This is a genomic window from Spiribacter sp. 2438, from assembly GCF_009676705.1.
In the GTDB taxonomy this organism is placed as follows: Bacteria; Pseudomonadota; Gammaproteobacteria; order Nitrococcales; family Nitrococcaceae; genus Spiribacter.
In genome coordinates this window covers 1,196,935-1,216,243 of the sequence record NZ_CP046046.1, presented here as the reverse complement: position 1 = coordinate 1,216,243, position 19,309 = coordinate 1,196,935, and the positions used below count along the sequence as shown (strand labels likewise).

Genomic DNA, 19,309 nt, shown 5'->3' with positions numbered 1-19,309 from the left:
GGTCTGACCAAATTACCTGAGTCCTCCCAATGGCTCAAGGAGGCGGTGCCGTGCTGCCGTCGGTCAGTCGCCGAGCTCCTCCTCACCGAGATAGAGCCAGGTCTCCACCACGCTGTCCGGGTTCAGCGAGACACTGTCGATGCCTTCTTCCATCAGCCAGCGGGCCAGATCCGGGTGGTCTGAAGGGCCCTGACCACAGATGCCGACGTATTTTCCGGCGCGCCGGGCCGCCTGAATGGCCATGTGCAAAAGCGCCTTCACCGCCGGGTCCCGCTCTTCGAAGAGGTGGGCCACCAGACCGGAGTCCCGATCCAGTCCCAGGGTCAACTGGGTGAGGTCGTTGGAGCCGATGGAAAAGCCGTCAAAGATTTCCAGGAACTCGTCCGCCAGCACGGCATTGGAGGGCAGCTCGCACATCATGATGACCTTGAGCCCGTTGTCGCCTTTTTTCAGGCCGTTGGCCTCCAGCAACTCCATCACCTGGCGGCCCTCGGCGGGGGTGCGCACGAAGGGGATCATGATCCAGACATTGGTCAACCCCATGTCGTCCCGGACCCGCTTCAGCGCCCGGCATTCCAGCTCGAAGCAGGCACGAAAATCCTCGGAGACATACCGCGAGGCGCCACGGAACCCGATCATGGGGTTCTCCTCCTCGGGCTCATAGGCGGCGCCGCCAATCAGATTGGCGTACTCGTTGGACTTGAAATCGGACATCCGCACGATCACCGGCTTGTCAGCAAAGCTCGCCGCGAGGGTGCTGATCCCCTCAGTGAGCTTGTCCACGTAAAAGCTCACCGGGTCGTCGTAGCCGGCAATCTGGTTGCGAATAATGCTCTGCAGCGAGTCGTCCTGCTGGTCGAACTCCAGCAGCGCCCGGGGGTGGATGCCGATCATGCGGTTAATGATGAATTCCAGCCTTGCGAGCCCGACGCCAGCGTTGGGCAGCGAGGCGAAATCGAAGGCCCGATCCGGGTTGCCGACATTCATCATGATCTTGAACGGCAGTTCCGGCATGTTGCCGAGGGCGATCTCGCGAATGTCGAAATCCTGCAGTCCGCGGTAGATGTAACCGGTGTCCCCCTCGGCGCAGGACACCGTGACCTCGGCGCCATCCCGGATCCGCTCGGTACCGGCTCCGGTGCCCACCACCGCCGGAATACCCAGCTCCCGGGCGATGATGGCGGCATGGCAGGTGCGACCGCCCCGATTGGTCACGATGGCGGCGGCGCGTTTCATGATCGGCTCCCAGTCGGGATCGGTCATGTCGGTCACCAGCACGTCGCCGGCCTCCACCTGATACATGTCCTCGATGGAGTCCACCACCCGGGCGCGGCCGGCGCCGATGCGCTGGCCGATGGCCCGACCTTCCACCAGCACCTGACCGCGTTCATGCAGCTGATAGCGCTGCAGGCTCTGGCCGCCGTCGCGGCTTTTTACGGTCTCTGGGCGGGCCTGGAGGATAAACAGCCGGCCGGTTTCGCCGTCCTTGCCCCACTCGATGTCCATGGGGCGGTCATAGTGGCGCTCAATGATCATGGCCTGAGCGGCAAGGGCTTCCACCTCCTGGTCGGTGAGACAGAACCGAGCTCGCTCATCGGCTTCGGTTTCCACCACCTCCACGGTTTCGTCGGCGTTGGGATCGGTGGCGTAGATCATCTTGATGGCCTTTTCGCCGAGCATCCGCCGCAGCACCGCCGGACGCCCCGCGTCCAGAGTGCTCTTGTGGACGTAGAACTCATCCGGGTTGACCGAGCCCTGCACCACGGTTTCTCCCAGTCCGTAGGAAGCGGTGACGAACACCACGTCCCGAAAGCCCGACTCGGTGTCCATGGTGAACATGACCCCGGAGGCGCCGGTGTCCGAGCGGACCATTTCCTGGATGCCGGCAGACAACGCCACCTGCTCGTGGGCAAAACCATGATGGACCCGGTAGGAGATCGCCCGGTCGTTGAACAGCGAGGCAAACACCTCACGGATGTAGTGCAGGACGCTCTCCAGGCCCGTGACGTTCAGATAGGTTTCCTGCTGGCCGGCAAAGGAGGCATCCGGCAGGTCCTCAGCGGTGGCCGAGGAGCGCACGGCCACGGACAGGTCGGTCTTGCCGGTCCGCTCCAGGAGCTGCTCCCAGGCGGTGACGATCTGTTGGTGGAGAGCCTCCGGGAAGGGCGTTTCCACCACCATGCGGCGGATTTTCGCGCCGGTCTCGGCGAGGGCCCGCACGTCATCCACATCCAGGCCTTCCAGCTCTTTCTGGATGCGCTCGCGCAGCCCGCTCTCATCGAGGAAGTCCCAGTAAGCGTCGGCGGTGGTGGCAAACCCGCCGGGTACCTGAACGCCGGCGTCCGCCAGATTGGCGATCATTTCCCCCAGCGAGGCGTTCTTGCCGCCAACGCGCTCGACATCGCCCATGCCCAGGGACTCAAACCAGACTACGTACTCGCTCACTTCTCCGCGCTCCCCTTCAACAACGTGTTTCAGCCAGTTACTTTGTCACTCGACTGTCAGTAACTTACAGGGTACCGAACCGCATGGCCGGCAACCGCAGTGTATTCTTCGTCTCCGATCGCACCGGCATCACCTCTGAAACCCTGGGCCACAGTCTGCTGACCCAGTTTCCGATGGATTGCCAGCCGGTGAGTCTGCCTTTCACGGACAGTCCCCAGGCCGTGGATGCGGCCATTGAACGGATTGAGGCGGCGGGGCAGGACAGCACCCAGCGGCCCATTGTGTTCAGCACCATTATCGACGCCGGCCTGCGCAATCGCCTGCGGCGCGTCAATGCGGTGGTGTTCGACTTTTTTGACACGTTCATCGGCCCGCTGGAGAGCGAGCTCGGCATGGAGTCCAGTCACACGGTGGGGCAGAGCCATGGAATGGCGGATCCCGGCGCCTACAACCTGCGAATGGACGCGATGAACTATGCTCTGTCGGCAGATGACGGGGCGGTGGTGACGCACTACGACCAGGCGGACGTGGTGTTGGTGGGGGTCTCCCGGTCCGGCAAAACACCGACTTGCATCTATCTGGCGCTCCACTACGGCATTTTTGCGGCCAATTACCCGCTCACCGATGACGACCTGCTCAGTGGCCGGCTGCCGGAGGTGCTGCGACCCCATCGTCACCATGTCTATGCCCTCACCATCAGGCCGGAGCGGCTGGCGCAGATCCGCGGGGAACGGCGTCCCAACAGTCGCTATGCATCCCTTCGGCAGTGCCAGTACGAGGTCGCCCGGTCCGAAGGCCTCTATCACCAGGAAAAGCTGCCCTTTTCGGACACCACCACCAAATCCATCGAAGAACTGGCGGCAACCATCATTCAGACCTGCCGGTTGCCGCGCAGACTGTATTAGAAAGGCCGGCGGATTGCCACTCCGGATCGATGACCAACAACGAGGCTGTGGTACCCTTTTGCAATGGTTTTAAAGACGTTGCCGACACTCGCCGATGCCCCCCGGGAGGGCAATTTCGCGGCCCTCATGGAGTTGTACGAGAACAACTACATCTTTCTGCGGCGTCTGGTTCCGCAACTGGACGGCCGCCGGGACGCCCAGGTCTCCAGCATCGATCGCGGACCGGATCTCCACCTGGAAGTCATCGAGCGGTGCGCCTACACCACCACCGTTCTGCTCACGCACCGGTTTAGCAGCGTCGAAGCCCTCGAGTCACTGCCGGATCTGCGGGTAAGGATTTATCATGACGCCCGGGTGGCCGAGGTCATGCCCGATGGGGAACCCGTTGCCGGCAACGGCACCCTGGCGTCCCGCTGGGTGACTAATCGGTTCCTCAATCGCTGGCTGCGCTACTGCCTCGGCGAGGGGCACGGCTTTGAGGCGGACAGCGGTCGCGCGGTCATCCAGCGGCCACCCGCCCGCCGCTGGGCGGTGTAGGACGGCGCCATGCGGGTGTCCACCAAAGGCCGCTACGCCGTCACCGCCATCATGGATCTGTATGTCCACGGGCTTGAGGGACCGGTGACCCTGGCGGACATCTCCGAGCGGCAGCACCTGTCCCTGTCCTACCTGGAGCAGCTGTTTGCGCGGATGCGTCGTCATGACCTGGTGCAGGGCACCCGGGGCCCCGGAGGGGGATACCGCCTGGCCCGCCCCGCCGACTCCATCAGCGTGGCGGATGTCATTATCGCCGTGGACGAGCCGGTGGATGCGACCCAGTGCCAGGGGCGCGAGGACTGCGACGCCGGCGAGCGCTGCCTTACCCACGATCTGTGGTCGGAGCTCTCCGGTCAGCTACAGGATTTCCTGGATGACATCACGTTGGCGGAGCTGGGCGAACAGCCCTCGCTGAACAGACTGTTTCCCGACACCGATCACCACCTCAGTCCTCCAGGTGCACCAGGCCGAGCTTGACCGCCGCAATGGTCATCTCGGCGCGGGTGGAGACATCGAGTTTCAGGTACAGCGACTTGATGTAGCCGGCCACGGTGGAGGGCTTGATTGCCAGCGCTTCCCCCACCTGATGGCGATCCGCGCCGTGGGCCAGTAATCGCAGTACCTCAATCTCCCTTGGCGTGAGCCCGAGATCCTCGGCCTGGGCGTCGGGGTCGATTTCGCTGATGCTTTTCTGGCCGTTGTTCTGGCTGAAGTGGCGAAGTACCGCCCGGGTCACCTGGGGCGAGAGCGCGGGTTCGCCCCGGGCCAGGGCGGTAAGAAGATCCCGGGTTTTCTGCGACGCCTGTCCTTTAATGAGATACCCGTCCACGTCCCGCTGCAGGGTCGCCAGAATATGGGGTGGGTCATCGTGACGGGTCACCACGAGCCGGGGTGAGTCGGGATAGTCCCGTCCGACGGTCTCCAGCAGTTCAAATCCACAGCCGTCCGGCAGGTAGATGTCGGTGATCAGCAGGCCCGGCATGCAATGGGCGAGGTTGCCATAAGCCGCGGCCAGCGACCCGGCGGCACTCGCTCGGGTCTCGGGCCAGACCTCGACGACCAGACCCAGCAGCCGATCCCGCTCAGTGGGCTCGGGGTCAATAATCAGCGCCCGATTCACGGTCAATGCTGGAGGATCTGCTGGAGGAATTGCTGGGTGCGGGGCTGCTGGGGGTTGTTGAAGAAGTCCTGGGGCGGCGCCTCCTCAACGATTTCTCCACCATCCATGAAGATCACCCGATCCGCCACCGTCTTGGCGAAACCCATTTCGTGGGTCACACAGAGCATGGTCATGCCGCTGCCGGCCAGCCCCACCATCACGTCCAGCACTTCTTTGATCATCTCCGGATCCAGGGCTGAAGTCGGCTCATCGAAAAGCATGATTTTGGGCTGCATGCACAGGGCCCGGGCGATGGCGACCCGCTGCTGCTGCCCGCCGGAAAGCTGGCCCGGGTATTTGTCCGCCTGTTCGGGAATGCGCACCCGCTCCAGGTACTGCATGGCCGTCTCGATGGCTTCCTGCCGCGGGGTCTTGCGGACCCAGATGGGCGCCAGCAGACAGTTTTCGAGCACGCTCAGGTGCGGGAACAGGTTGAAGTGCTGGAACACCATGCCCACTTCCCGACGGACGGCCTCGATGTTTTTGACGTCGTCATTCAGCGCGACGCCGTCGATGTAGACCTCACCGCGCTGATGCACCTCGAGACGGTTCAGGCAGCGAATGAAGGTGGACTTGCCAGAGCCCGAGGGCCCGCAAATGACAATGCGTTCGCCGCGCTTGACGTTGAGGTTCAGGGATTTGAGGACGTGGAAATCGCCGAACCATTTGTTCATGTCACGAACGATGATGACGTCATCGCTGCCGGCGGTGGATTCCACGGCGGCATCCTGAGTCGGGGCAGGGGAGGCGTTATCTTGCGGTGTGCTCATGACGACCCTCAGTTGCGGTGTCCGGTGTCGAGCTGCTTTTCAAGGCGATGGCTGTAGCGCGACATGCCAAAGCAGAACACCCAGAAACAGAATGCGACGAATAAATAGCCTTCGGCCATGACGTTATCCCAGGCGGGATCGCTGAGGGTGGATTTGACCGCACCCAGCAGATCGAAAAGCCCGATGATCAGAACCAGCGTGGTGTCCTTGAACAGGGAGATGACCGTGTTGGCGATGCCGGGAATCACGATCTTCAGCGCCTGCGGGAGAATGATCAGGCGCATGCGCCGCCAGTAACCCAAGCCGAGGGCCTCAGCGGCCTCGTACTGGCCCTTGGGGATGGCCTGCAGTCCCCCTCGCACCACTTCGGCCATGTAAGCCGCCTGAAAGAGTGTAATACCCACCAGTGCGCGCATGAGTTTGTCGAAAGTCACGCCGGCAGGCAGAAACAACGGCAGCATGACCGAGGCCATGAACAGAATGGTGATCAGCGGCACCGCCCGCCAGAATTCAATAAAGGTGACGCAAATGCCGCGAATGACCGGCATCTCGGAGCGCCGGCCGAGAGCCAGCGCAACGCCGATGGGCAGGGCGGCAATAATGCCCACGTAGGCGAGGACCAGGGTCAATAACAATCCGCCCCAGCGGGTGGTGCGGACCGGCTCGAGACCGAAATGCCCACCCGCAAGCAGGAAGTACGCGGCCACCGGCAGCAGGGTGACGCCGTAAATGGCCAGCCATTTACGCCACCGCGGCGGAATCGGAAAGAACTGCGGCACCACCGCGATGGCAAACATCAGGAACACCAGGTCCGGCCGCCAGAGCAGTTCCCGAGGGTAGTTGCCATAGGTGAAGAAGGTGATGCGTTGCTGGACGAACAGCCAGCAGGCACCGTCCGGTCGGCAGGACTCCGGCCCCTCGCCCAGGAAAACGCCCTTGATGAAGGCCCAGTCGATGATGGGGATCAGAAAGAGGGCCAGCAGATAGGCCGTTACCACGGTGACGATGCTGTTCAGCCAGCTGGAGAAAAGATTTTCTCTCAGCCAGCGGATCGCACCGCGCTCCGCCACCGGTGGCGGAAGGTCAGGGCTTGGCTGATGCACGGCCATGGATCAGCGCTCCTTGAGGGCAACGGCCCGATTGTAGATGTTCATGAGCAGGGAAATGGCCAGGCTGATGAACAGGTAAACCGCCATGGTCATGGCGACGATCTCCACGGCCCGGCCGGTCTGATTGAGGGTGGTTCCCATGAACACATTCACCAGATCCGGGTAGCCGATGGCCACTGCCAGCGAGGAGTTCTTTGTGAGGTTCAGGTACTGGCTGGTGAGTGGTGGAATGATCACCCGCAGCGCCTGGGGGATGACCACCAGCCGAAGAATCCGTCGCCCGGGCAGTCCCAGCGCTGATGCGGCTTCGGTCTGGCCGTGACTCACCGAGGTAATCCCCGAGCGAACGATTTCGGCGATAAACGACGCCGTGTAGAGAGTGAGTGCCAGCAGCAGGGCTCCCAGCTCGGGGATGGCGGTGATGCCTCCGCGGAATCGGAATCCGCCCAATTCGGGGATGCTCCAGGACACCGGGCTGCCCATCAGCCAGTAAGCCAGCAGGGGCAGCCCCGGAATCAGCACCAGGGCGATGGGCAGCACCGGGAAGATTTGCCCGGTGGCCGCCTGGCGGCGACGGGCCCAGCGCGCCAGGAAAAAGATGAAGACCAGAGCGAGGATCAGTGCAAAGCCCATTAACCCGCTGCCGGGTTCGAAGACCGGTGCCGGGATCATGATGCCGCGGTTGCTCATGAACACCAGGTCACCGAGGTTGATGGCCTGACGGGGAGCGGGCAATGCGCCGAGCACGGCGAAATACCAGAAGAATATCTGCAGCAGCAGCGGCACATTGCGGAAAATTTCGATGTACGCCAGCGCCACTTTGGCCACCAGCCAATTGGTGGAGAGCCGGGCGATACCGACGATGAAACCCACCACGGTGGCGAAAAGAATCCCGAGGCCCGACACCAGCAAGGTGTTGGCCAGGCCCACCACGAAGGTGCGGCCGTAGGTCATGCTCTCATCGTATTCGATGAGGCTCATGATGATCCCGAATCCGGCGGTGCGATCCAGGAAGTCAAAGCCGGTGCGAATGCCCCGGCTTTCCATGTTCGTAATGGTGTTCTGGAAGAGCGTGTAGCCAAACCAGGCAACCGCCAGCACGGCGACGATCTGAAAGAAGACCGACCGGACCCGGGGATCATTCCAGGGCTTCGGGCGCGGCGGCTGATTGGGCAGATTGTCCAGGCTCATGGGTTCCGGGACGACCCTCGGTTGAGAGCGAAAAGAGGACGGGGCACCTCAGGAGTACCCCGTCCGGTGGGCCGGTGTTTTACCGGAACGGCGGTGCGTAGAGAATGCCGCCTTCGGTCCAGAGCGCGTTGTCCCCACGCTCCAGGCCCAGAGGCGTATCCGGACCGACGTTGCGCTCGAACATCTCGGCGTAGTTGCCCACCTGGCTAATGACATCGACCATGAAGTCATCGGACAGGCCGAGAATTTCACCCATGTTGCCGTCGGTGCCGACAATCCGCTGGACGTTCGGGTCCCCGGACTCGAGCATTTCGTCGAGATTCTCGGAAGAAATGCCGTATTCCTCAGCATTGATCTGGCCGAACAGCACCCACTTGATGATGTTGTACCACTCGTCGTCACCCTGCCGGACGGCGGGGCCAAGCGGCTCCTTGGAGATGATCTCCGGCAGCACGACCGCACCTTCCGGGTCGCTCAGCTGGGTCCGCAGCGCGGCCAACTGGGAGGTGTCGGAAGTGAGAATGTCGCAGCGCTGGTTATCAAAGCCCTGGGCACTGGCCTCGGAGGTGTCGAACACCACCGCCTCGTACTCCATGTCGTTGGCCCGGAAGAAGTCGGCCAGGTTGAGCTCGGTGGTGGTGCCGGCCTGGGTGCAGACCGCGGCGCCGTCAAGCTCAAAGGCACTGGTGACACCCAGCTCCGACTGAACCAGGAAGCCCTGGCCGTCGTAGAAGTTGGTGCCGGTGAAGTTGATCCCCAGCGACGCATCGCGGGTGGTGGTCCAGGTGGTGTTACGGGACAGGACGTCAATCTCACCAGACTGGAGGGCGGTGAAACGCTCGGCCGCGGTCAGCGGCACGAACTCAACGGCCTGGCTGTCACCAAAGATGGCGGCGGCGAATGCCCGGCAGGTGTCCACGTCAATGCCTGTCCAGTTGCCGTCCTGGTCGGGCTGGGAGAAGCCCGGCAGGCCGTTACTTACGCCGCAGCGCAGCTCACCGGCATCCATCACATCTTCCAGCGTTGACGCCTGTGCCTGGCTGCCCAGGGCCATCAGGCCTGCGGCGGCCAGCGTGGTGGTTAGTAGTGTTTTCTTCATTGGGTTCCTTCCTCTGCTTATCGAGGGGGTTTGGCCGATTCGGCGACCAGAAACCTAGCAAGGCCTGTGCCAACCGAACTCTCTCCTCCATGGCGCCGTTGATTGATCACGACGCCTCCGTGTTTATGTCACGTTTGCACCAAAATAGACAAGAGCGGGCGTTTTGCACCAGTCGGGTGCGGGTGTTTGACGGTATCATTGGCCGCGCCGATCCAGTCGGTCCGACTCAGGAGGCTCTCACTCATGCCAGTACCGTTTTCACTCCAGCTCTGCCCGGCTATCCGTTTCGGGCGGGACCGCTCCGCCGAGGCCACGGCCAGTATTGCGGCGTTGGGTCAGCGGGTGTTGCTGGTGCATGGAGCCTCCGGCGGTCGGGCAGAGTGGCTGGTTGAGGGGCTGCGGGATACCGGCGCCATCGTGGAGTGCTTTTCCGGGCCTCGGGAGCCTGATGTGCTCATGGTTGAGGCCGCCGTCCGTCAGGGCCGTGAGATGCAGGCCGAGGTGGTGGTGGGGCTCGGCGGTGGCGCGGTGCTGGATCTCGCCAAGGCGGTGGCCGGATTGATCCCGGTGACGGGGCCCATTCTGGATTACCTGGAGGTGGTGGGTCGTGGGCTGCCCCTGGACGGGGCCCCCCTGCCGTGGGTTGCGTTGCCGACGACGTCGGGTACCGGTGCAGAAGTCACCGCCAATGCGGTCATCGGTGTGCCGGAGGCGCGCCGCAAGGTGTCGCTGCGGGACCCGCGGTTGCTGCCGCGCATGGCGCTGGTGGACCCGGCGCTCACTGACCATGCACCGGCCGCGGTGACGCTGCCCAGTGGCCTGGACGCCATCACCCAGGTCATCGAACCGTATATCAGCCCGTTGGCCAATGACTTCACCGACGTGCTCTGTCGCGATGCCATCCCCCGGGGTCTCAGGGCGATTCAGGATTTGATGCGAAACGAATCCCCCGGGGCGCGGGATGAGATGGCCTGGGTCAGCCTTTGCGGGGGGCTGGCGCTGGCCAATGCCAAACTCGGTGCGGTCCATGGTCTGGCCGGCCCACTGGGGGGGCTGGTGGCGGCGCCCCACGGCCAGATCGCTGGGTGTCTGCTGCCAAGCATTCTCGATGCCAACCGAGCAGCCTGTGCCGGTGGTCCGGCCGCCGATCGAATCAACGAGGTCGATCACTGGATCGCCGGGGCCTTTGGCGTGTCAGCGGGCGACGCCACCCGGGCGCTGGAGCGCTGGTCTCGGGATCACGGCCTGCCCGGGCTTGGCGAGATGGGCCTGCCCCGCAGCCGCCTGCCGGCGGTCGCTGAGGCAGCCAGCCAGTCATCGTCCATGCGGGGCAATCCGGTCACCCTGAATCAGACAGCGCTGGTGGAGGCCATGGAGAGGGCCTGGTAGGCACCCGCGGGCCGGTTGTGCCTGAAGCCCCCCTTGGCCATACTCTGCGCGCCTATGAATACGCTCCGGGCTTTCAGCCGTCAGATTGACCGTCTGACGGACTGGGTGGGATTTGCGCTGCGCTGGCTTGCTCTGGCGCTGGTGGCCGTGGGCGTGATTAACGTTGTGGGGCGCTATCTTGGGGCCCAGCTGGGCATGCAGTTGAGCTCCAATGCGCTGCTGGAGTTTCAGCTGCAGGCGTTTTCCGTCATTTTCCTCCTGGGCGCTTCCTATCTGCTGCGGCATGACGGCCACATTCGGGTGGATATCCTTAATAATCAGCTCAAACCGCGTACCCGTGCGTGGATTGATCTGGTGGGCACCGTGGGGTTTCTGCTGCCATTCTGCCTGGTGATGATCCACTTCAGTGTGGATTTTGTGGTCCGGTCCTGGTCGCGCCTCGAGGTCAGCCCCAACCCCGGCGGGCTGCCGCTCTATCCCATCAAGACGATGCTGCTGGTGGCCTTTGTCCTGCTGCTCCTGCAGGGCATCAGTCACGCCATTAAATGCCTGGATCGTCTGGCCGGAGCGCCCAAATGATGGAATTTCTGCCCCTCGGCATGTTTGCCCTCCTGCTGGCGTTTCTGATCTCCGGTTATCCGGTGGCGTTTGCCCTGGCGGGGACGGCGCTGGTTTTTACGCTGATTGGCAGTGATCTGTTGCCATCGCTGGGTATTCCGCTGCCCTGGGAGCCCAGTTTCCGACTGCCGCGGCTCAACATTCTGCCCCAGCGGGTCTACGGATCCATCATGGAGAACTACACCCTGGTGGCGGTGCCGTTTTTCATTTTCATGGGCACCATGCTGGAGCGCTCCGGTCTGGCCGAAGATCTGCTCCAGACCATGGGTCGGCTATTCGGCCGGCTGCGGGGTGGGCTTGCCATCTCGGTGATCGTGGTGGGCATGCTGCTGGCCGCTGCCACCGGTGTGGTGGGCGCCTCGGTGGTCACCATGGGCGTGCTGGCGCTGCCCATCATGCTTAAATATGGCTACGACACCCGACTGGCCACCGGCACCATTGCCGCCAGCGGCACTCTGGGACAGATCATTCCGCCATCCATCGTGCTGATCATTCTCGGCGACCAGATGGGGGTCAATGTCGGAGAGCTGTTCCTCGGTGCCATGGTGCCCGGCCTGCTGCTGGGGCTGACCTATATCCTGTGGGTGATTGTCGTGGCCTGGCGGCGCCCTCTGGCAGCGCCGGCCCTACCCGATGGTGCCGATGACAGTGGCAGCGCCGCGCCGCTGGGCGTCGCGGTCATTCGCTGTCTATTGCCCCCACTGGGGCTGGTGGCGGCGGTGCTCGGTACGATTTTTTATGGCGTGGCCACGCCCACCGAGGCCGGCGCCATGGGCGCTCTCGGCGCGTCGGTGCTGGCCCTGGCCTATCGCAAGCTCAACCTGGCGAATCTGATGGCGGTGGCCGATTCCACCGTTCGCCTGACCGCCATGGTGTTCACGATCCTGGTGGGCGCCACGCTGTTTGCCACGGTTTTCAGCGCCATGGGCGGCAAGTGGCTGGTGGAAGATCTGCTCATGGCGCTGCCCGGCGAGGCCATGGGCTTTGTGCTGTTCGTCATGCTGACGGTCTTTCTGCTGGGATTCTTCCTCGACTTTATCGAGATCACCTTCATTGTGGTGCCGTTGGTGGCTCCGGTGGCGGTGGCCATGGGGTTGGATCCGGTGTGGTTTGCCGTGCTGATCGCCATGAACCTGCAGGCGTCATTTCTGACCCCGCCATTCGGGTTTTCGCTGTTCTACCTGCGGGGGGTGACGCCGCCGGCCATCGCCACCGGCACCATCTACCGCGGTATCGTGCCGTTCATTCTCATCCAGCTGCTGATGGTGGGCCTGATTGTCGCCTTTCCCGGATTGGTGACCTGGCTGCCGGCGGTTTCCGCCCGGTAAGCGGAGGGAAACCGCCGGCTCCGGCGTCGGTCAGGCGCCGTTTTCGTGGATGTAGCGTCGATAGCGATAGCTGTTGATGGCGTCCCAGCCCCGAAGGCGGTCCCGGAAAGCCACCCAGTTTTCATGAATGCGAGCATACTGCCCGGAGCCCATGTCTTCCTCATGGACTTCCTCGGCGCCGGCCTCAAACGCCCGCAGCACCGAATCTGGAAAGTCCCGCACCTCAACGCCCTGTTCCCGCAGTTCATCCAGGGCAATCGGGTTGAGTGAGAGATAGCGGGCGGCCATCCAGCTGTTGGCTTCCGCGCAGCAGGCCCGTATCTGGGCCTGGATATCCGCGGGGAACTGATTCCAGACATCCAGATTGAAATAAAAGCCCAGCATCGCGCTGGGTTCGGCCCAGCTCGGCAGGTAGTAGTACTGCGCCACGTTCTGCATGCCAAGGATTTGATCGTCATAGGGGCCGACCCACTCGGCGGCATCCAGGGCACCCCGCTCCATGGCAGTGAAAACCTCGCCGCCGGGCAGCTGCTGGATGTTGACGCCAGCCTTGGCCATGGCCCGGCCGCCATGGCCGGGGAAGCGCATCCGCAGACCCCGCAGGTCCTCGGGGCCATTGATTTCGACATTGAACCAGCCCCCGCACTGGGCGCTGGTGTTGCCCCCGGGGAAAGCGATCAGATTGTCCCGGGCGTTGAGCTCGTCCCACAGCGCCTGACCGTCACCGGCGTACATCCAGGCATTCTGCTCCTCCAGCGTCATGCCGAAGGGCAGGGCGGTGAAGAATCCGTGGGCGGGGTTTTTGCCGATGAAATAGTAAGGCGCGGTGTGACAGCACTCGAAGGCGCCATTGGAGACGGCGTCATAGACTTCCAGCGGCCCGACCTCGGCGCCCCCCGGTGAAGTGCGGGCCTGAACATCGCCGTCGGTCATCGCGGCAATGCGCTCGGCGAAGTACTCGGCGGTGCCATAGAGGTTGTCCAGGGCGGCGGGCCACGACGTAATCAGGTTGAGTCGAAAGCGGCGCGGCTGGGCGATCACGGCCGGCGCACTGACGCTTCCCGCCGCCACCAGACCGGTGCCCGCCCCCTTCAGAAATCCACGACGATCCATGGTATTGATCTCCTCCACGAAATAGACAGATGACGATGTCGGGAGACAGCCTAGGTGCCGACACGGGCGCCGGCAACCCGTTCAGCGGTTGGCAAGGGTGACGCTGGGCGTTGGCCCTGCTACCTTTCCAGAAAATCATGACAATCGGGAGCACCATGACCACCCACGCGCAGACCACTTTTGGACACTGGATCAATGCAAGCCTGACCCGTCAGCTGGTGTCGGTAGTCGCTGGCACTCTACTGCTGGCGCTGTCGGCGCGGGTGGAAATCCCGTTCTGGCCGGTGCCATTCACCATGCAGACGTTTGTGGTCCTCACCCTTGGCATGGTTTATGGCCCGGCACTGGGGGCAGCCACCGTGCTGGCCTATCTGGGGCAGGGGTTGATGGGTCTGCCGGTGTTTGCGGCTGGTGGCGGGCCGGCATATCTGGCGGGCCCCACCGGCGGGTATCTGCTGGGCATGGTGCCGGCGGCCTGGATTGCCGGTCAGCTGGCGGTTCGGGGCTGGATCCGGCATCCGGTGTCGGCCATTGCCGCCGCCATTGTCGGCAATGCGGCGGTCTATGTGGTTGGTCTGGCCTGGCTGACGGTGATTGTTGGCAGCCTTCATCAGGCCGTGGCCGTCGGGTTGCTGCCATTTCTGCCCGGCGCCGCCCTTAAAATGACAGCGGCGGGGTTGATTGCCTGGTCGTTCGCGCGCATCAGCCGAAAGAGCTGAGTCGTTTCGACGGTCAATGACCGTCCATAAAAAGGAGGAGAGGCCATGACGGCAACGGTCGCAGGCCATGGGATCAGCGAGATCGCGGAAGGCCTTTACCGTTTTGACACCGGCTACGTGCGCACCGGTCACACCGCCTGCTACCTGGTGGTTGACGGCGGCCGGGCGGCCATCGTCGACACCGGCGTCGTGGGCAATGTCGCCGGCCTCCTGGACACCCTGGATTGCCTCGGCATCGGCCCGGAGGGCGTTGATTACGTCATGCCGACCCACGTGCATCTGGATCACGCCGGCGGTGCGGGTGCATTGATGGCCGCGCTGCCCCGGGCCCAGTTGGGCATCCATCCCTCCGGCGCCGGCCACATGGCGGATCCCGCCGCGCTGGAGGCCGGGGTGCGTGATCTTTACGGGGACGCCTTCTTCGACGCCCACTACGCGCCACTCACCCCGGTGGCGCAGGAGAGGATCCATCCGCTGGAGGATGAGGCCGAGGTTCGGATCGGCGGGCGGCGCCTGCAGATCCTGCACACCCCCGGCCATGCCTGGCACCAGTTCAGTGTGCTGGATGTCAGCTCCAACAGCCTGATTGCCGGAGACGCATTCGGCGCCGGCTATCACGGTTTCGGCGAGGCCGGCGATCCGTTCCTGGTGCCGGTTTCCCCGCCCTCGCAATTCAAGCCCGACCCCTATCGCCAGACCCTGGCTCGTATTCGGGCCATGAAACCCGCGCGGGTGTTACCCGCCCATTTTCCGGTGGTGGAAGCCGTGGATGCAGGCGCCGAGCGCCTGGAAGCCATGCTCGATGCCGGCATTGAAGCGGCCCGGGCCGCCGAGTCGGTGCCGGATCTGGAGTCCCGGCTGCTGGATGTGTGGGCAGCCTGGCTACCGGAGGGCATTACCCGGGAGGCCTGTCGCGACGCCTACGGTCTGGACATCTGGCTGTCCGCTGAAGGCCTGTGGCACTGGCGCGAGAAAGAAAGAAAAAAACAGGCCGCGCCCTAGCCGACGCGGCCACTGACCACGGAGAGAGAGGTGAGCCGCTATGTCGACACGCAATCAATCGGAGCGATTCTGGGCTGAGCAGGCCCGACATGTGGACTGGCACCGTCAGTGGGATCAGGTCCTGGACGACAGCGATGCGCCTCACTATCGCTGGTTCGCCGGCGGGCTGCTCAATACCTGCGAAAACGCGCTGGATCGTCATGTGGCCAATGGCCGTGCCGACCAGGACGCTCTGATCTGGGACAGTCCGGTCACCGGCGAGACCCGCCGTTACACCTATCGGGAGCTTCGGGACCAGACCGCCCGACTCGCCGGCGTGCTCAAGGCCAATGGCGTGAAGCTCGGCGACCGGGTGGTCATTTACATGCCGATGGCCCCGGAGGCCGCCATCGCCATGCTGGCCTGCGCCCGCATTGGCGCCATTCACTCGGTGGTGTTCGGCGGATTCGCCGCGCCGGAGCTGGCCAAGCGCATCGACGACGCCGAGCCCAGCCTGATCATTTCCGCCTCCTGCGGCATCGAGCCCAGCGGCACCGTGGACTATAAACGTCTGCTGGATCAGGCCCTCGAGATTGCCGAGCATCCGGTGCAGCGTTGCGTGATCCTGCAGCGGGACCATCAGCGCTGTGAGCTCACCGCCGGTCGCGATCTGGACTGGGACCGCGCCATGGCAGACGCCGAACCCGCGGACTGCGTACCGGTGGATGCCAATCATCCGCTCTATATCCTCTACACCTCCGGTACCACGGGCCGGCCCAAGGGGGTGGTGCGGGATCATGGCGGCCACGCCGTCGCACTGCGGTGGACAGTCAGCAGCATTTACGGCGTGCAACCCGGCGAGGTGATGTTCACCGCCTCGGATGTGGGCTGGGTGGTGGGGCACTCCTACATCGTTTACGGCCCGCTCCTGAATGGCTCCACCACGGTTATGTTCGAGGGCAAGCCGGTGGGTACGCCGGATGCCGGGGAATTTTGGCGCATCGTGGAGACCTACGGCGTTCGGGCGCTGTTTACCGCACCCACGGCGTTGCGTGCCATCAAGAAGGTCGATCCCGACGGCGAAGCCATCGCGCGTCATGATCTGTCCAGTCTGCGGGCGTTTTTCCTGGCCGGGGAGCGGTCGGACCCGGACAGCGTGCGGTGGGCGCAAAAGCACCTGCAACGGCCGGTGTTCGATCACTGGTGGCAGACCGAGACCGGCTGGGCCATTGCGGGGTATCGCTTCGGGCTGGAGGAGATTCCGGTGAAGATCGGCTCCGCGGGGCGTCCCATGCCTGGCTATGATGTGCGCGCACTGGATGAGGCGGGCGAATCGGTGCCAGCGGGGGAGCTGGGCAATATCGCCATCCGCCTGCCGCTGCCACCGGGCAATTTGTTGACTCTCTGGGGAGCCCGCGACCGCTTCGAAAGCAGTTATTTCACCCAGTATCCCGGCCATTATCTCACCGGGGACTCCGGCATCGTGGATGACGAGGGGTACATCCACATCATGAGCCGGATTGACGACGTCATTAACGTCGCCGGCCATCGGCTGTCCACGGGTCAGATGGAAGAAGTCCTCAGCGATCACCCGGAGGTGGTGGAAGCCGCCGTCTTTGGCGTGGCCGATGCCTTCAAGGGGCAGATTCCCATCGGGCTGGTGGTGCCCTCCAGCAGCTACGCGGGGGACGACGACAAGCTGGTGGCGGAACTGATCCAGCGGATCCGCGATCACATCGGGCCGGTGGCGGCATTCCGGCACTGTGCGGTGGTCAACCGCCTGCCCAAAACCCGCTCTGGCAAGACGTTGCGGGGCACCATGCGCAGCATTGCCAACGGCGAGTCCTGGAACATGCCGGCGACCATCGATGACCCGGTGGTGCTCGACGAAATCGCGGCGGATATCGCCCGATTGCGGGGAGCTTAGGCAGCTGTCGCTAGCCGAGGGTGGGGTTGACGCCGGGAACGTCAAATTCCCGGCGCAACGCCCGCAGCAGGCTCAGGCAACAGATCAGCAGGATGATCGCCACCGGAAAACCGGCAATGATGGCGCCGGTCTGCAGGCTGTTCAGCGCCTGCTGGCCGCCGACAATGAGCAGCGTGGCAGCCACTGCGCCTTCGGTGATCCCCCAGATGACCCGTTGCCGGCGCAGCGAATGCTTGGCACCGCGGGAAATGAGCGCGTCAATGACATAGGTACCCGAGGACGATGAGGTCACGAAGTAGGTGCCAATCAGCAGGGTGGCGATGGCCGAGGAGAACGTCGCCCATGGGAGCTCCGCCAGCGTCCGGTAGAGCGCCACGGTGGTGTCTGCGTCCACGGCCTCGGCAATGCCGGCGCCGGTGTCAAAAAGCTCCATGTGCAGGGCGGTGCCACCGAATACGGTCATCCAGGCAAAGACGAACAGGCTCGGCAGCGCCAGCACCCCGACAATGAATTCCCGAATGGTGCGGCCGCGGGAAATGCGCGCGATGAAAATGCCCACGAACGGCGACCATGCGATCCACCATCCCCAGTAGAACATGGTCCAGTCCTTCTGCCACTCGGACTGCTCCACGGCACCGGTGTACAGGCTCATGCCGATGAGCTGCTGGAAATAGGCGCCGGTGGAGTCCAGCAGGAAGCGGATCAGGAACAGCGTCGGCCCGGTGGCAAACACGAATAGCATGAAGCCCGCGGCCAGGAACAGATTGAACAGGCTCAGCCATTTCAGGCCGCGGTCCAGGCCGGAGACCACGGCGATTACCGCCAGGGCGGTAATGGCGCCGATGATGATCACCTGGTTGGTGGGGGACACCTCAACGCCGAGCAGCACGTTCAGCCCGGTGTTGAACTGCATGGCGCCAAAACCCAGGGAAGTGGCCAGGCCGAAGAGGGTGCCAAAAACGGCAAGCACATCAATGACATGGCCGATGGGTCCATAGATCCGGTTGCCCAGCAGCGGATAGAAAATCGAGCGGATACTCAGGGGCAGGCTGTGGCGGAAGCTGAAATAGGCCACCGACAGACCCAGAATCACGTAGACCGCCCAGGCGTGCAGCCCCCAGTGGTAGAAGCTGTAGACCATGGCCTGGCGGGCGGCCTCGGGGGTGCCCCCCTCCCCGGTGGGCGGGTGCTGATAATGAAGTACCGGCTCGGCTACCCCCCAGAAGATCAGCCCGATGCCCATGCCGGCACTGAACAGCATGGCGAACCAGGCACTGAAGCGAAACTGCGGCCGGTCGTTGGGCTGACCCAGGCGGATGGAGCCGTAGCGGCTCAAGGCTAGCCAGATCAGGAAGCCGACGAAAAACGACACCGCCAGCAGATACCCCCAGCCGAAGTACTCGGTGATAAAGCCGTGTATCTCGCTGAAAACCTGGTTGGCGGTCTCGGGGAGCACCACGCCAAAGGCCACGAAGCTGCCAATGACGATGGTGGAGGCAATGAACACCGTCGGATTGGCGGTGGCAAAGAATGCGTCGGCGCGATAGCGGGCGGACATGCTCAGTCGCCCTCCGGCGTCCGCTCGATACTGCCTTCGAGTTCGGCGGTGGCGATGACGTGTCCGTCGATGGCCTCATCAAAGGCCCGCCGCGTGGCGCCCTCGGGCAGATCCAGTCCGGTGTCGAGGGCGAACAGAACAAACCGGTAAGTGTGCCGCCCCTGGGGCGGAATGGGCCCGAGATACCCCACTTTGCCAAAGTCACTCATCCCCACCACGGCGTGCGGCGGCCAAGTCAGTGCATCCAGATGGCCGGTGTCGGGCGGCAGGTTCCAGCCCAGCCAATGGGTGAGCCCGCCCACCGGCGAGTTCAGATCCTCGAGGGCCAGGGCCAGCGAGCGGGTGCCTGGGGGGACCCCGTCGATGTTGAGTGGCGGAAATCGGTTTTCGTTGGCCGCGGACATGCTCCAGGGCATTTCGCCGCCATCAGTAAATTCCGGGCTACTCAATTCCATGGAGCC

At 63.7% G+C, this 19,309-nt stretch carries 18 protein-coding genes; 9 read left to right on the top strand and 9 right to left on the bottom strand.

Features of this window, described 5'->3' with window-relative positions:
- Window positions 1-63: 63 nt before the first annotated feature.
- Window positions 64-2,445, bottom strand: a complete 2,382-nt coding sequence (gene ppsA, locus GJ672_RS06050) for a phosphoenolpyruvate synthase (RefSeq protein ID WP_154296356.1) — start codon at window positions 2,443-2,445, stop codon at window positions 64-66.
- An 83-nt stretch (window positions 2,446-2,528) separates the two neighbouring features.
- Between ppsA and GJ672_RS06045 the strand changes: the two genes are divergently transcribed.
- From GJ672_RS06045 to GJ672_RS06035, 3 genes are all read left to right on the top strand, one after another.
- Window positions 2,529-3,350, top strand: a complete 822-nt coding sequence (locus GJ672_RS06045; RefSeq protein WP_154296355.1) for a pyruvate, water dikinase regulatory protein — start codon at window positions 2,529-2,531, stop codon at window positions 3,348-3,350.
- A gap of 63 nt (window positions 3,351-3,413) precedes the next feature.
- Window positions 3,414-3,887 (top strand): DUF1249 domain-containing protein, encoded by a 474-nt coding sequence (locus GJ672_RS06040; protein WP_154296354.1) that lies wholly within the window; start codon window positions 3,414-3,416, stop codon window positions 3,885-3,887.
- A 9-nt stretch (window positions 3,888-3,896) separates the two neighbouring features.
- A complete protein-coding gene (locus tag GJ672_RS06035; RefSeq protein WP_154296353.1) occupies window positions 3,897-4,364 on the top strand; it encodes an Rrf2 family transcriptional regulator in 468 nt (155 codons plus the stop codon).
- On the opposite strand, the gene GJ672_RS06030 is transcribed toward GJ672_RS06035, so the two are convergent.
- From GJ672_RS06030 to GJ672_RS06010, 5 genes are all read right to left on the bottom strand, one after another.
- The gene (locus GJ672_RS06030; RefSeq protein ID WP_154296352.1) at window positions 4,333-5,007 is read right to left on the bottom strand and encodes a response regulator transcription factor; all 675 of its coding nucleotides are present in this window, start codon (window positions 5,005-5,007) and stop codon (window positions 4,333-4,335) included. The two genes, GJ672_RS06035 and GJ672_RS06030, sit on opposite strands and share 32 nt — an antisense overlap.
- Before the next feature lie 2 nt (window positions 5,008-5,009).
- The gene (locus GJ672_RS06025; protein ID WP_229381973.1) at window positions 5,010-5,720 is read right to left on the bottom strand and encodes an amino acid ABC transporter ATP-binding protein; all 711 of its coding nucleotides are present in this window, start codon (window positions 5,718-5,720) and stop codon (window positions 5,010-5,012) included.
- A gap of 104 nt (window positions 5,721-5,824) precedes the next feature.
- On the bottom strand, window positions 5,825-6,925 hold the full coding sequence (locus GJ672_RS06020; protein ID WP_154296350.1) for an amino acid ABC transporter permease: 1,101 nt from the start codon (window positions 6,923-6,925) through the stop codon (window positions 5,825-5,827).
- Window positions 6,926-6,928: 3 nt separating this feature from the next.
- Entirely contained in the window at window positions 6,929-8,116 is a 1,188-nt protein-coding gene (locus GJ672_RS06015; protein WP_154296349.1) for an amino acid ABC transporter permease, read from the bottom strand.
- A gap of 79 nt (window positions 8,117-8,195) precedes the next feature.
- Entirely contained in the window at window positions 8,196-9,215 is a 1,020-nt protein-coding gene (locus tag GJ672_RS06010; protein WP_154296348.1) for an amino acid ABC transporter substrate-binding protein, read from the bottom strand.
- Window positions 9,216-9,458: 243 nt separating this feature from the next.
- On the opposite strand from GJ672_RS06010, the gene GJ672_RS06005 reads away from it, so the two are divergent.
- The 3 genes from GJ672_RS06005 to GJ672_RS05995 are packed head-to-tail and all read left to right on the top strand — an operon-like array spanning window position 9,459 to window position 12,550.
- Window positions 9,459-10,604 (top strand): iron-containing alcohol dehydrogenase, encoded by a 1,146-nt coding sequence (locus GJ672_RS06005; RefSeq protein ID WP_154296347.1) that lies wholly within the window; start codon window positions 9,459-9,461, stop codon window positions 10,602-10,604.
- A 54-nt stretch (window positions 10,605-10,658) separates the two neighbouring features.
- Window positions 10,659-11,183 (top strand): TRAP transporter small permease subunit, encoded by a 525-nt coding sequence (locus GJ672_RS06000; RefSeq protein ID WP_154296346.1) that lies wholly within the window; start codon window positions 10,659-10,661, stop codon window positions 11,181-11,183.
- Entirely contained in the window at window positions 11,183-12,550 is a 1,368-nt protein-coding gene (locus GJ672_RS05995; protein WP_154297064.1) for a TRAP transporter large permease subunit, read from the top strand. The genes GJ672_RS06000 and GJ672_RS05995 overlap by 1 nt, the downstream gene beginning before the upstream one ends.
- Before the next feature lie 30 nt (window positions 12,551-12,580).
- On the opposite strand, the gene GJ672_RS05990 is transcribed toward GJ672_RS05995, so the two are convergent.
- Entirely contained in the window at window positions 12,581-13,663 is a 1,083-nt protein-coding gene (locus GJ672_RS05990; RefSeq protein WP_154296345.1) for a TRAP transporter substrate-binding protein, read from the bottom strand.
- 137 nt (window positions 13,664-13,800) lie between these two features.
- On the opposite strand from GJ672_RS05990, the gene GJ672_RS05985 reads away from it, so the two are divergent.
- The 3 genes from GJ672_RS05985 to GJ672_RS05975 are packed head-to-tail and all read left to right on the top strand — an operon-like array spanning window position 13,801 to window position 17,290.
- Window positions 13,801-14,382, top strand: a complete 582-nt coding sequence (locus tag GJ672_RS05985) for a biotin transporter BioY (RefSeq protein ID WP_229381823.1) — start codon at window positions 13,801-13,803, stop codon at window positions 14,380-14,382.
- A gap of 45 nt (window positions 14,383-14,427) precedes the next feature.
- Window positions 14,428-15,384 carry an MBL fold metallo-hydrolase gene (locus GJ672_RS05980; protein ID WP_154296344.1) on the top strand — a complete coding sequence of 319 codons (957 nt, stop codon included), beginning with the start codon at window positions 14,428-14,430 and terminating at the stop codon, window positions 15,382-15,384.
- A gap of 40 nt (window positions 15,385-15,424) precedes the next feature.
- Window positions 15,425-17,290 carry a propionyl-CoA synthetase gene (locus tag GJ672_RS05975; protein ID WP_154296343.1) on the top strand — a complete coding sequence of 622 codons (1,866 nt, stop codon included), beginning with the start codon at window positions 15,425-15,427 and terminating at the stop codon, window positions 17,288-17,290.
- Window positions 17,291-17,300: 10 nt separating this feature from the next.
- On the opposite strand, the gene GJ672_RS05970 is transcribed toward GJ672_RS05975, so the two are convergent.
- On the bottom strand, window positions 17,301-18,848 hold the full coding sequence (locus GJ672_RS05970; RefSeq protein ID WP_154296342.1) for a BCCT family transporter: 1,548 nt from the start codon (window positions 18,846-18,848) through the stop codon (window positions 17,301-17,303).
- 2 nt (window positions 18,849-18,850) lie between these two features.
- On the bottom strand, window positions 18,851-19,303 hold the full coding sequence (locus GJ672_RS05965) for a YbhB/YbcL family Raf kinase inhibitor-like protein (RefSeq protein WP_154296341.1): 453 nt from the start codon (window positions 19,301-19,303) through the stop codon (window positions 18,851-18,853).
- Window positions 19,304-19,309 lie beyond the last annotated feature (6 nt).